The sequence below is a fragment of the Desulfotomaculum sp. 1211_IL3151 genome, from assembly GCF_036763075.1.
Classification (GTDB): Bacteria; Bacillota; Desulfotomaculia; order Desulfotomaculales; family Desulfotomaculaceae; genus Desulfotomaculum.
Map to the genome: position 1 here is coordinate 73,720 of NZ_JBAIYV010000035.1, position 13,647 is coordinate 87,366.

General features: G+C 42.7%; 12 protein-coding genes. 1 reads left to right on the forward strand and 11 read right to left on the reverse strand.

What is annotated here, in order from left to right; translation table 11 throughout:
- The first annotated feature begins 332 nt into the window (after positions 1 to 332).
- Positions 333 to 1,115, forward strand: coding sequence for a respiratory nitrate reductase subunit gamma (locus V6C11_RS08520; RefSeq protein ID WP_333530715.1), 783 nt, complete (start codon positions 333 to 335; stop codon positions 1,113 to 1,115).
- 344 nt (positions 1,116 to 1,459) lie between these two features.
- On the opposite strand, the gene V6C11_RS08525 is transcribed toward V6C11_RS08520, so the two are convergent.
- From V6C11_RS08525 to V6C11_RS08575, 11 genes are all read right to left on the reverse strand, one after another.
- Complete coding sequence (locus tag V6C11_RS08525) at positions 1,460 to 2,749, reverse strand: TerD family protein (RefSeq protein ID WP_333530716.1); 1,290 nt, start codon at positions 2,747 to 2,749, stop codon at positions 1,460 to 1,462.
- 3 nt (positions 2,750 to 2,752) lie between these two features.
- A complete protein-coding gene (locus V6C11_RS08530; protein WP_333530717.1) occupies positions 2,753 to 4,156 on the reverse strand; it encodes a serine/threonine-protein kinase in 1,404 nt (467 codons plus the stop codon).
- A 5-nt stretch (positions 4,157 to 4,161) separates the two neighbouring features.
- Positions 4,162 to 5,418, reverse strand: coding sequence for a PP2C family serine/threonine-protein phosphatase (locus V6C11_RS08535; protein WP_333530718.1), 1,257 nt, complete (start codon positions 5,416 to 5,418; stop codon positions 4,162 to 4,164).
- A gap of 61 nt (positions 5,419 to 5,479) precedes the next feature.
- Positions 5,480 to 6,139, reverse strand: coding sequence for a vWA domain-containing protein (locus tag V6C11_RS08540; RefSeq protein ID WP_333530719.1), 660 nt, complete (start codon positions 6,137 to 6,139; stop codon positions 5,480 to 5,482).
- 235 nt (positions 6,140 to 6,374) lie between these two features.
- Positions 6,375 to 7,634, reverse strand: coding sequence for a TerD family protein (locus V6C11_RS08545; protein WP_333530720.1), 1,260 nt, complete (start codon positions 7,632 to 7,634; stop codon positions 6,375 to 6,377).
- A 43-nt stretch (positions 7,635 to 7,677) separates the two neighbouring features.
- Complete coding sequence (locus V6C11_RS08550; protein ID WP_333530721.1) at positions 7,678 to 8,364, reverse strand: TIGR00266 family protein; 687 nt, start codon at positions 8,362 to 8,364, stop codon at positions 7,678 to 7,680.
- Positions 8,365 to 8,414: 50 nt separating this feature from the next.
- Positions 8,415 to 9,209, reverse strand: a complete 795-nt coding sequence (locus V6C11_RS08555) for an HAD family hydrolase (RefSeq protein WP_333530722.1) — start codon at positions 9,207 to 9,209, stop codon at positions 8,415 to 8,417.
- Entirely contained in the window at positions 9,206 to 10,405 is a 1,200-nt protein-coding gene (locus V6C11_RS08560) for a cysteine protease StiP family protein (RefSeq protein ID WP_333530723.1), read from the reverse strand. Before V6C11_RS08560 ends, V6C11_RS08555 begins: the two co-directional genes overlap by 4 nt.
- Entirely contained in the window at positions 10,398 to 11,741 is a 1,344-nt protein-coding gene (locus V6C11_RS08565) for a phosphoribosyltransferase family protein (protein ID WP_333530724.1), read from the reverse strand. The genes V6C11_RS08560 and V6C11_RS08565 overlap by 8 nt, the downstream gene beginning before the upstream one ends.
- Positions 11,680 to 12,867, reverse strand: coding sequence for an HpcH/HpaI aldolase/citrate lyase family protein (locus V6C11_RS08570; protein ID WP_333530725.1), 1,188 nt, complete (start codon positions 12,865 to 12,867; stop codon positions 11,680 to 11,682). Before V6C11_RS08570 ends, V6C11_RS08565 begins: the two co-directional genes overlap by 62 nt.
- A complete protein-coding gene (locus V6C11_RS08575) occupies positions 12,864 to 13,634 on the reverse strand; it encodes a TerC family protein (RefSeq protein ID WP_333530726.1) in 771 nt (256 codons plus the stop codon). Before V6C11_RS08575 ends, V6C11_RS08570 begins: the two co-directional genes overlap by 4 nt.
- Positions 13,635 to 13,647: the final 13 nt, after the last annotated feature.

The following is a 13,647-nucleotide window of genomic DNA, read 5'->3' on the forward strand; positions in this document are numbered from 1 at the left end:
TATATGCACCAACGACATAGCCCTTCATAAGCCTCAGCACCTTTATAATATTTTAAGAGTCAATTGTGCTCATGATTTCAAATTATGTTATTTCAGAAAGTATTGTATAATTCGGTATTAAAATTCAAAAAACCTCTCTTTTGTTGTAGGCAATTATTAATAAAGGCTAGGATTTGCCTGTTTTATAACATCGATGGTTTAGGTTTAAAAATTTGGACTTCATATCTGACTAGGCTGAGGCAATAATAAAAAAGTATAAGAGAGACAAGAAAATAGCTAACAAAATATGAATCCGTTGCAGCCCTTTTTTCAATAAAGGAGGAATTCGAGCAATGATCACTTATTTTATTATGCAGGTGCTGCCCTATATTTCCATAACAGTTTTCGTCATTGGCCTGCTTTACAGACTGGGCAGATGGGCCAATGCTCGTATCGTCCATGCTATAACTTTAACCCCGGCACCTACTACAGAGGCAGGTGCCATCCTGAACATTGTCAAAGAAGCCACTTTTTTCAGCAGCCTCTTTAAAAGTGATCGAGCTCTTTGGGCTGGGGCCTGGATTATGCACATGTCTTTGTTTTTGATACTGGCGGGTCATGTACTGGGTATTGGATTACTAGGCAGACAATTTGCTTATATCGGACTTACCTCTGAGGAAACCAGCGAATTACTGTCAACCTTGATGGGAACTTTTTTTGGTATGGTGCTGCTGATTTCTTTGCTCTATCTCTTATACCGTAGGCTAAGTATGAATGAGGTTAGAATCATATCAGCCCCCAGTGATTATATGCTGCTGCTGCTCTTAATCGGTATCGTTCTAGCCGGTAACCTAATGCGCTTTGTTCCCCAGTGGGGAATTCATTATGAACCGGTTCGTGATTATGTTGCCCGATTAATCACCCTTGCTCCTATTACCAGTGAAATGGAAGTAATGAGTAAGCCAGCTTTAATGATTCACATCCTTTTGGTGCAATTACTTATGCTAGTATTTCCCTTCAGTAAGCTGCTTCATTCTGCCGGCATGTTTGCCCACCGCTATATTATTAATCGTCCCATTGTAGAACCAGCACCTGGATTGCCGGGGTCTCAGGACAAGGTGCCGGAAGAGAAGTAACAAATGAAGGAATTTAAAAGGCACACCAAAACGAATGGGTGTGCCTTTACTTAAGCTCAAAAATTACATATTTATTCTGTTAACTTGGCGAAGTTATGAAGTAAAGGCTTCGGGTTGGTATATAATCCCTTGTCTTTTTTGGTGTTTGCTACATGACCTTATGACCGATCAAAGCATAATATAGGTAACGACAGCATAGGCAGGTGATAATTGTGAGTGAGACTCTAGCAATCGCATTGGTAACGTCCTTCGTTCTTAAGATGATGATCACACAACGCCTAGATATTTTTAAAATAACTAAAAACCGCAGTAAACACCTTGATCATCTTATTAGACGTTAACAATTAATCCTTTACTTCTAAACCGTATTTACGGCACAAATAAGCTAAATCTTCACGGTAGCCGGAGCCAACCGCAGCAAACTTCCATTTCCCTTTATATCTATAAATTTCTGCTGCTATTAACGTTGTTTCAAGCATTGTCTGGTCGTTCATTTCAAAACAAAATAATTCTTTGCCAACGGCAGCGTCTTTTGCTTTGATAAAAACCCGGGACATTTGAGCAAAGCCTTGCCGTCTCTCTTTTCCTTGATAGACCGCCAGTGCAACTATAATCTTTTGCTGTTCCGGATGGATCTTTGAGAAATCAATAATTATCCTCTCATTTATACCCTCTGCAGAATTGGGGCCAAGCAACTCCAGACTTTCATCCATCGTCCTGCGGTTACCATAGAAGATAAAATCCTCATCTTTCAGAACCTTTTCTCTTTCTCCCAGCAGGAAGGCAACTACATCAACTTCGATATGGTCGCTTATCCTACTTTTCCACCCCAACTCAAAGGTAATTTTGGTTGGGGAGTTTTCTGCAACCAGATCAATCCGATGACCTTTTTTTAACTGCTTAGGGTGTGTATTTTGCTGCACTTCTTGTAGCATCTCCGTACTTAGTTTGTTAGGCTGCGAAGCAATAAAATTTTCATTTGCCGTTCCCTTTGGTGGCCAGATGATTTGTCCGTTACGGATATCGCGACCTTGAATTCCATTGACCGTACTACTAACAGCAATTCTTCGAATAAATTTAGAAACCATCAAAAAACTTCCACAAATAATCGAATTCTCCAGTAGTGGTTCAATCTTAATTGTTGTCTCAGAAAGTCCAGGGCCTATATCTTCTGGTTCAAATTTAATTCCAGCGATCTTAGATATAAGCTTACAACGAACCGGTAATCGTAACCTCATTTTAAAATGGAGAGTTTGGCCATGGGGCAACTTGCCAAAATTTAGCGATAAGGGGTAATCCCAATCATCTGATTCTTCCCCGAACCCAACTACCTTCCCTTTTACCTCCACATTTTCTATGAGGGTACCGTATTTAGGGTCAGTCATGATAGCCGCTTGACAAATCTCTTTCGTTTGACCTTGGGTAGCCTCTACCTGCAGGTTTTTAAGCACAACCCCTCGACAGTTGACCCGCACAACCGGACCCGTTCTTGACCAAATGGTTGTGTTGTTACCTTCGATAATTGCTGAATGGTTAAGAATGGCCGGCCCTTCATACTCCCCCGGACGAAGTTTAAGATAACCCTTTGGTTGCAGTTGGTTAATTTGATCTTGTAAATTAATTGTACCCACCATCCTTTAAACCTTAAGAAACTGCGTTAGCAGCAGACGTCCTCGGGGGTCGGAAGAAAGTCTAAGCTGTAAGCCCTCTATAAGTTTAACATATTGACCCTTGGCAACATTTCTGTGTAGGCCATTATCAATAATCGTTAAATTCATTTCGATATTATAGAGATACCATTCGTAATTATGATACACAAAGTATCCCTGAGGAGTTTTATCTACATTCTCCCCCGGCCAAATATTGTCAAATACGTGCCATTTGTATAGATATAAGCCATGCCACACCACTAAACGGTGTTTTTCATTCAAAAAATTACCCGGTTTTCCAGGCTGCTCCCTGTAAAAATGCAGTGATGGAACATAGGGTGCTCGGGGCTTTTGTTTACAGAAGGGGCATGTATAATTTGTGGATTTAGACAAGACAAACCATTTCATTTCACAGCCACAAGGATAAATTAAGTCCGTAGTTCTCACTAAGGCAGTTTCCCAATCCATTGCTGTTGGCCGGTTATCCGGCATATGGAGCGAAGAAACAAAGGACTGGGTGATTAATTCAGAAAGATAGGGACCTAAGCATTCATAACCAGTTGCTAGCCCCTTGGGCCGATTGGATTTATTTAAGGGATGCTCTATGAAAAGGGCATTTTTACCCATTGATAGCTTTTCATCTTCTTCTGCAGATACGGTGGAGTTGACCTTGGGACCCCTCAGAGGATGTCGAAACATTAATGTTTGGTAAATCAGTACAGCCAGAGCATGAAGATCCGTCCGAATAGAAGGCTCAGCAGTCCCCATGATGACCTCTGGCGCAATTAATCCCGGGGTGCCGGCAATTTTAGGGGGGTGTAGCCCAGGTACCACAAGTCCGTCAAGATCAATCATGACAGTCATGCCGTTAACAGGGTCCCCTAGAAAGTTATTGTAAGAGAGATCGGAGTGGGCTAGCCCCGCTGAGTGAAGGCGTCTTGTTGATCGAGCCATGGTGATAGCCATTTGTAAATGGCCTAGCCAGGTTCCCCTTTCTTCTTGGGGTATCAGTTTGCGGCTTTTGGGATTGACAAACCAACTCAATTTTTTCTCTGTTCCGTCATTGGTAAAGAAATTCTTAGGATAAATGGGCACCCGAACACCAAGCTTGGGTGATACCACAAGACCATCTGGCCAGCAATAAAGTTTTTTCCAATATTCACCGGATCGGGTATCCAAGGTGGGGTTGTACTTTTCCACGATATTAATAATACGTTCCATTCTTTCAGGGTCCCTGAGATCGTCGTCATCCTTATAGAACTTGATAACAGATTTTCTGTCGGCAGTGAAATGAACAACTCCTTCACTACCCTCCCCAATGATTTCAGGTAAATACGCTACCCTCGTACCATCGGCCAACTTTGCCATGAGCTTGTTTTTATTTTTTGCCATGGGTATTACCTCCTGTGGAGAATCACCATCGTTCTGTCATCAAAGGAACCCCTGCGTTCGTAAGATAGCCATTTGAGCAGATTCTCGTTGGGTTTTGCCGAGCCAATAAGCTCTTGATAGACACTTTCAAACATCTTCGGCATAATGGTTTCCGGGGGGAAAAAATCATCGGACACCCCATCGGTCATCACAGCTATGGCATCTACAGCGGGCTTTATTGCGAAGAATACTTTGTGTTCCAACTCATTTTCAATACCCTTGGTAGTAATAAATTTTGTTTCGCTGGCAAAAACCCCGCTATCCGCTTTCCCTAAAATAGAAACATTACTACCTCCGTGCCAGATAGCAATTAGCCCATCACCAATTTGGATGCTTGCTACCATATTTTTTCCCTGCCAGTGGTGGTGAATTGCTATTAGAATGGTAGTGGATAGTAGGTCGAAGGTGACGCTTCTCTTGTTTGCTTCATCTTTTACAGATTGAATAATCCGTTGTACGGTCTCGATAAGAAACCGTTTTATTTGTAAAAGATCAGATTCCTTTGGTATCGCTGAACCTTCATTTTCTTCTATGATAAAATTCTCTAGGTAGGCCTTAAGGTGCTCAACCGCCATGCTGCAAGCCATTTTAGCTCCTACTCGGGATAGGCGATAGGAACCTGCCCCATCTGCTGCTGCTAGGATGCTCCAGCCATTTTGAAACCCGAAGTCAAAGGAATCGTCCCTGTGACTTCCTTCATGGGCATGTGTCTTACCCCTACGGCTGGCTGCAGCCACTGCCCAGCCATCTTTTCTTTCCTGGTAGCCGGACTCTTCGATTTCTACCCAATCTTCCTTATCCGTTGGCTCAAGGTTCTTCCACTGAGGCGTTACTTCCTCTGGCCTCTGTGGTACTTGGCTTTCCGGTTCTTGGTTTGATTTTATTGGGTGAAGAAATAATTTTATGCCATTTATTCTAACCTCTATGGGTCTCAGCGGATGTGTTGTTTCACCAACCATTATGCCTTGAGTCGTTCCCCATTTATTTATGATCCTTACTGAATGATCATGGCAAGTAAATTTTTTCTTTGCCTCAACTAAAAATTGGTTCATATCAATTTGCCCTGCATTAAATCGATCAATTAATTGTTGCTGCTCTGGGTCCTTGGCCTGAATGATGATACTATCCTTCGATTCTAAAATGGAGAAATCTAATTTTTTTACTAGAAGGTTGCGTATTTCCTCTAGTTTTACTGAATCTTTAAAATGCTTCTTTAAATCCACAACTTCACCTCCTAATATCAAGGAGGCCCCCTGCTGCTGCAAGAGGCCCTATGCTTAAAGGTTAGGGAATGATTTGAATAGTCGGAGGAGGTGCAGATAAGTTTGTTGGTTGATCGCTATCTTTGGTGAATTTAATACTAGCTTGTTTAACCGATTGAGAAACCCAGCGGAAGAACTGTCTGAAGTCATCCGGCTGGTATGAAGTCATTATTAAAACAATCTCAGTAATCTTCTTAAGGGTATCCTTGTTCACATGGGGACCGCAACCAACCGCAACGATATTGGCGAGTTTACCTGCTTTTTTCTTGATTTCTTGGGCGATGTTTTCCCAGTTGTCGGTTGGCTCTCCGTCTGTCATAATGAATACGAGAGGTTTATAGTCACCCTTTTGGGTGGGTGTGGATTTACGCACTTCGGTTTCCAGGCATTGATTTAAAATGGACAGAGCTTCACCCAAAGCGGTAGTTCCGTTGGCTTCAAGGAGTGGTTCTTTAAAGGAGGTTAATTCGGTCAATGGTATATCTTGCCTGGCATCGCTGGCAAAGGTGATCACCGATATAAATGCTGTCTCAATGGCCTGGGGTTCTTTTTTCAGTTCAGAAATCATGTACTTAACACCCTGTTTAACAGACTCGATGGGTTCTCCAAACATGGAACCGGAACGGTCTAGGAGTAGATAAACAGGTAATCTACGGGATGCACCTTCCACTTCGTTAAACATATAAAATTACCCCCCTTGGAAATTTTTTGTTTTAGTCCCAGCCTCGCAGCAACATCCTCAAGTCTCGGGTCTGCGGCATAAATGGCTGGATCATCCTTGCCGGACCGCTTCACATCTCCCGTCTCTTCGTACATTCATCCACGCATGTATCTGACACAGAGAAGCAATTCCTTGGGCCGATCCTTTTTCCTTTTAAAGAACCGGAATCCCCTTGTCAGAGCACCCGATTGCTATCTTAATCCTTGGATCCCGCTTTCCACCGGAGACCCCACTTAAATGCTTTATCCATTTCCGAGTGTCCAGAGAAGTAGCGCACAATACGTTCAATGCTAAAGGTCTCGTTCTTGACGTTTTCGATGAGGGCAATGGCACACATGATTTTCCGATTATCGTGTTCATCCATTCTTACCACGATGTCCGGCCCCCCCGGTTGCTTAATGGTTACAATACCATCTGCTTCCGCCCAGTTGGCAACGCCATCATAGATGAAAGCAAAGACGAGGATTCTCTTGAATTCCGGTATGTGGTCGCCATTTATTCTCAAGTTTTCGCCTGCTGAAGCTGCTCCGGTTCTGTCATCCCCATCCAATGAGATGTATGGGAAGCCATGATAATTGCCAAAGCTTTTTCCCAGTGCTTGGATTACTCCTTTATCACCGTTTCTCATTTCTATTAAACAGCCAAGATCTAAGTCAACGCCACTGCTCCTGCCACCAAAGATCGAACCCAATAAACCAGTGGGCTTGCCAGATTTTTGATTCCAGTTTAGGTTGATTAAGATTTCCCCTAATTGGTTGTTGGCCTTTTTCTCAAGGCTGATCTTATCACCTTTCTTTTTAAGTTCAATCTTAGATAGATTGAGTTTTTGCTTTGGCTGCTCCGCCGGCGGTTTTGGTAGATCGATGGTTGGTGCCGATTCTTTCTGGGCCTGGTTTGCTGGTTGATCAGATACCGCAATACCAAAACCACCACACAAGGCAGCCAAGCCACCTTGATAGCCCATGGCAATGGGATTGAATTTCCACTCCCCATTATGCCGATAGATTTCTGCAACGACGATGGCTGTTTCGGAATGGAAGCCTTGCTCCACATTAAAACGTAAAATTTCTTCTTTTCCCTGATTCATTAATCTTATGTAAACTTGAGGCACTTGTCCAAAGCTATGACCTCTTTTGGGACCCTCATAAATCGTTAGGGTAAAGGCAATTTTCTGTACATCCGTGGGAACTTGCCTAAGATTTACGACTAGTTGTGCTTTATCCGGTGTGTTAGTGTTTTCTACTGATACCGCACCACCACGTCCCTTTGGATTACCGTAAAAGATAAAATCTTCATCGCTTCTACATTTTCCATCTTGTTGAAGCATAAAAGCTGCACCATCAATTTCAATGCCAGTCTGATTTGTTTGCCAACCCATTCCAATAACGGCTTGCGAAAGACCAGGATACCTCTTTGTAAGATCCGTCTTTTGCCCTTTCATTACGGTCAGAGACATGAGAATCACCCCTTATCTTTAGTAGTTAACCTACGTTAAGGAATTAAGAACTTCTTGAGTTGGGCAGGAATCTTCTGATCCAGCTACCAAAGCCTCGTGGGTTTCTTGTTTGGATAATAACAGGACCAGGCCCTGTGAATCTGCAGACTAGAGCCTCGCCAGACGTAAAAGAGGAGATCCAACCCTGTGATGCCTTTTCAATGGTGTAATGCATATAATCAGGCCAAGCAACCAAGTGGCTATTGTCCACGATGAAGGATTGACCTGGATCTAAGTTAATGACATGGATGCTGCCATAGGTGTTAATAAATACGACTCCTTTTCCGCTAACCTTTACCACAAAGAAACCTTCTCCCGAGAAGAGGCCTTGGGAAAGGTTTTGCATCTTGGTAGATACTTGCAGACCCGCAGAACCTGCTAAAAACCCATCCTTTTGAACCACTAGGCTGTAGGTACCATCTAGCTCAACATCCAGTAAGTCCCCAGGGATGGCCGGTGCTAAAAGTACCTCCCCAGGTCCCCTGCGGGCAGTTAGTGTTTGAAAGAAAAAACTTTCCCCCGCTACCATTCGGGCAAGTCCCCCTAAGAAGCCTCCGTCCATTTTTCCTTCAACATCTACGGTGGTAGACATACCAACCATGGCATCTGATTCTGCTTTAATTGTTTCTCCCTGTTCTAAATTAACTTGTACTAATGGATATGCACCTTGGTATAATATCTGATACTTCATATTTAAAACCTCACTTTTGGCAAGTTAATAAGCACACGACAGGAATCATTCTAATTATCACTGCCGCAGACCATGTGATATACTTGCTGGAGAATTTCTTCCCCGGCAAGTATTCCGGATGCCTTTGTAAATTTCCATTCTTTTTCGGAACTACACTGTTCAAACAGTTCTCCATGGGCGGGTGAAATCCGATACTGAGCTTCTTTTATTAGGGGAATATCCAGCAAAGAGTCACCAGCACTGAAAATTGCTGCTTCTCCAATCCTTTCGGAAATGATCCTTAGTGCTGCCCCCTTATTGATAACACAAGGTACTAGATATAGTTTTCGACCTTGGATGGACATTTCCCACCTTTGATCCTCTGCCCACTTTTTGAAAAAATTTAATTCTTGCCAAGGGGCCTTATCCCGCTCAATAATGCAGTAGTGAAAAACTCCATCTGCATGTCTCATTGGCTGGGTCCAATTGCCACAGTTCAACTTATCAAATTCTTTAAGAATATCTTCACTGGCCAGACAATTATTTACTAAAGCTTGGGCGATGCTTTTTTGGTAGTCTAGGTCTAGGTTACCATCTACTAAAAGGTTGGCCCCGTTGCTTACCACCGCATATTTAGGAGTTACTTCCCTTTGAAAAAATTGAATCCGTTGGTATTGTTCAATCGTCCTGGTGGTACAAGGAACAAAGGTGATTTCACGGTTTATTATTTTTAATAATTGGCTGGCAGGTTTGGTCATATAAGAGTTGTATTTACCATATTCAACGGCTACAACTTCTCCGGAGAAGTCCCTGAGGAACTTATCTGAGTAAATAATGGTACGGTCTAAGTCGCTGGCAAAGATCATTTAGCATCCTCCAGGTTTTTTATCAGTCCGTAGCAGGAGTAACTCAGTTCGGGATACTCTTCCACCGGAACCCCTCGGGCCTCTGCCAATAGCAGTACGTGTTTGACATCCGGGCTATTGATGTCTTTGACCAGTATTTTCCACGGTATCCGGCGCAGGAGAACCCTTGTTGTTTCCCCTACCCCAGGCTTAACATAGTTGATATTTTTAATATCAAACTCAACTTGAACCTTGGTGGTTTCTTTTTTACCAATCCAAGCAGGCGTATCATCCATACCAGTTGAGGGGTTGTTTTGAAGTATTTTTCGTGCTTTTTTTTGGGCATCTGCAAAGTAACCGGATATAGAGTCAACAAAGTAGTTTGATAAATCTTTAGCCAGAAGTTGCCGATAGAATTTTGCACCATGAAAATCAAAGGGACCGCAAAGGTCATCCCTATAAACAGTGCGGGACATTAATCCGGATACAGTGGAGTTTAGGCAGGCACTGGGAATCAAAAAATCCTCCCTTGTGCCAAAGATATTGGCACAATAACCAGGGTCCGCCAGCACAGCCAGTTCCTTACTAATTGTATCAGGAACCATGTTAAATTCCTTTTCAAACGCAGTAACGGATTTAATTAATTCCAAAGTAATGGCACCTTTACCCGTCCAGCCATCGATAAACTGAATCTCGCAGCCAGGGTGGTTTTGCAGGATATAGGCAAGGGCATTTTTATCGATCCCTTTATCACGAATAATGGAGATACTGTAATGTGGGGCGGCAATGCCGTAGAACTGATGGATATATTTTTTAATCAAAACACCGATGGGCGTTCCAGCCCTGGCCAAGGACACCAATGCCACCCCTTGACCCCTCTTGATTAAAATATTTTCAGAAACAATGGCGGTGGCTAGGGCCAATCTAGGGCCATTCTCCCTCAGGGATTGATGGAATAGTTCAATGTACTCTTGGCTTGGCTCATATTCAATGGGCAGCATTTCTGAGTAGTGCCGCCCACTTTGCATGGCTCTCTCTCGTTCTTCATTACCTTGTTCTTGAATGTATGGTGCAATATCTTTTAAAAGAAAAATTGCATCGCCAATGGGGTAACTGCCAAGGGGTTCTGGACTGGGAACCTTTGGGTAGTTCTTGAAACAACCGTATGCTTTACTCTTATTAGCAGTATTTATAAAAACACCTCCCAGATCAGACACCAAAATACACAAATACAATATTTTCTATGACAAGTTTTTTGAGTGCTTTAATGAATGGAGCCACTTGTTCAGCATCAACTCGTCTTTCCCAAAAGACGAACACTTCCTCATAACCATTAGGCGGAATATTATAGATAAAGTTTTTAATGCCGGGCCTAAAGGGATCTTCAAAGGATATGGCATGTTTTACCGCGTAGTTATTTCTAGCATGTGGATGAACCGGACTGCGGGTAGTGGACTGCACCATTACCCCATCCCCCATAAAATTGGCGATTAAGAAAGGGATATACATAAATTCTCCGGTACCCAGACACAAAGTTTTCTTCCCTTTTCTCATTTGCGAAAGTTTCAAACCAATTCTCTTTGCCTCAATCAATGCCTGGTTGTTCTTTTTCGCATTGATCCCAAAGCGGCCGGTATAGCCAAGATAGGTGGCTTTAAAGCCATCCGGGGAGATTGTGTCGATCCCATAAGCCATTTTTTCATGTACATTTTTTACATCGGGAAGATCCTTTTCCATAACCAGCGGGGCTGTGTTAATCACCGGAGATTTTCCCCAATGCCGGAATTGACCTTTTAGTAAGGAGAGCACCTGAATTTTTATGCCTAGTTCCTTTTCAAATTGGCTGTATCGAGAGATTGCTTCTTCCGAACGCCAATCTAAAATCGTTAAAATGGCATAGCGTTTTTGTGGATATCTCTTTTGTATATTTCTTATAATATTCAGACAGGTATTACCTGTAGTAATTTCATCGTCAATCAACACGAACAAGTCATTATCCTTAACCATATCGGTATCACAAATTAGGCAACGCTGGTCGGGCGCATGGCAGTGGTCTTCGGTAAAATAGATGGTATCATCCGTACCCTTGAGATCCTCCCTCGTTGTATGAAGAAAATTAACATTGCCAGTGAAATTGTTAAAAACAGTATGGCCTAGGGCTGTGGCAGTTTCAGCAAAACCAATGAATAATGCTTTATTAGGAAACGGATAGGGCGAACAATAAAAATCAAGATTGGCAGGGGAGGCTAAAATAGTTGCCGCTTCGTTGATTTTGCCTTGGTCAATTTTAAGCCCCATCCATTCCGCAATTCTAGTTGCTAATAAAAAACCAGTAATCAAGGGAATATGTGGCAATACGGGTATATGTTTGCCAATTAGCTTACTGACAAATAAGAAACTTCTCTTGGGGTTATTTCTAGCTGCCATTGAGAAAATGCTCTCGGGCGGTAAGGAGTAGGGATTTTCCTCTACCCTTATACCGACCGAGAGGCTATCGAGCACGTTGTAGTTTCTCTCCTGCGTAAATGATACTTGTGTGGTCATATCTTTCATTCAGCACTCCATATATTTTTGAAAGTGTCATAATTTTTCTTGCCCAATTGGTATGTGGTTTGGCTTCGTTCATTTTATTACCGTAAACACTCTTGGTTACGCCGCCATTTCCACCGTTGGCTAAGATGTCCTTGGCATCACAGTACTCTTCGTGTGTAACGGCATACATAGCCTGCACGGGTAGGATGTGAGAGGGGTGAATAACTGTTTTACCAATCAATCCGTTTGCTTTATCCAACATTACCTCGTGTAAAAGACCATCGATATATCTGTCTAACAGGTCTAAACGAATCCTGCTCCCTTCCCCGCCAAATTGCTCTTGGAAGGGCGTTTGTCTTAGCTGTGGTTTTAACAGCCTGGTATTGCTGCTAAAATATTCCCAGACCGGGCCGGAAATCACGTAGCCGTCCTGGGGCTTACCAAATACATTGACCAGGTTGGCAATAAAATCTCTTATGACTGAAATGTCATAAATGGTTAACTCCGGACTCCTTCTAAGTCCATATAACCCGGATAAATCGGTGGCACCCATGCGTACATTAAGAACGAGTTCTTTATACTGATCAAGCAAAGATTTAATATTTAGCAAGGTTTCTGACCTTGACTCCAGATGAATGACCGATGGCCCCTCCAAAATGGGCATACCGAAGATGGTTTTTTCAGTAGTCTTATTAACCTCTACCAAGTGTTCAAAATACTCAAATCCTGAAGTCGTATCAAATTTTGGAAAGACAAAGCCAGTTAAGACATTCATTGCCTCACCCAGTGTTTTCGTCAGTCTTTTCAATTGCTCTACATTGCGAATCCTGATAAAGATTAAGGGGAGCGAACTCCCCTGTCCTTTAAATGAAAGCATCGTCCCAAGCTGCAGAGCAAGATTTTGCTCTGCAGCTTCAACCTCTCGATCATCCACAGCATCCTCAAGGCAAAGAACGGTGGAAGTAAGTCCCGGAATTTCATTATTAATGACCTTACTAATTGACCGATTAGCCGTACCAGGCATATAAAGGGTTGCACCTAAGGCGTGGGCCAAAATATTTTTATCTGTAGCCAATGAGCAATCTGCCGGGGAAATGTAGAACATTTCTTCTTTCTGTTCGATGCTCAGATAATCAAAATAGATCATGCAGCCTTTTTACCACCTTCACGAATGTAATGTAGTACAATGGTACCAATAATTACCAACGCCATAACGGAGAAGAAGATGGTGTGGGATACATGATATCCAAAGGCCTGACCCATCAGTTTTGCACCGATTAAAGCGATCAGCACATAGGCTGAGGCTTCTAATTCAGGGTATTTATCCAGTAGTTTAATAAAGACAGTGGCAACGCCCCGCATCATGAGAATACCCAATAGTCCTCCAACAAAAAGAACCCATACTTCATTGCTCAGGGCAAAGGCTGCCAGAATACTATCCACGCTGAATGTTATGTCCATCATCTCAACGGTGATTACAGTGGCCCAAAAAGGACCAACTAATTTTATCCAGAAACCGCTAACCTTTGTTTCTTGCTCCTCTTCGCCTTCACCTTCCGTATTCGATTTAGATAGGAAGAACTTCCCTGCCATCCACAATAAGTAACCAGCACCGACTATTTGAACCCAGGTTATCTTAACTAAATAGGTTCCCAGTCCGATTGCCACAAAGCGGAAAAAATAAGCGCCCCAAATACCATAAAGCAAGGCTTTCTTTTGTTGATGTTTGGGTAGTTTATTAACCAGCACAGCTAAAACCAATGCATTATCACAGGAAAGGAGACCTTCTAAAATGATTAGCCAAAAAATAATTCCCCAACTCACCGGGTCGGTGAGAACCCTCTGAATTTCTGCTAGGTTGAAAAAGTGTCCATAGTTGGCGATAAGCCCAGATAAAAACGTTGTAGCTTCCACTAAAGTAAATGCC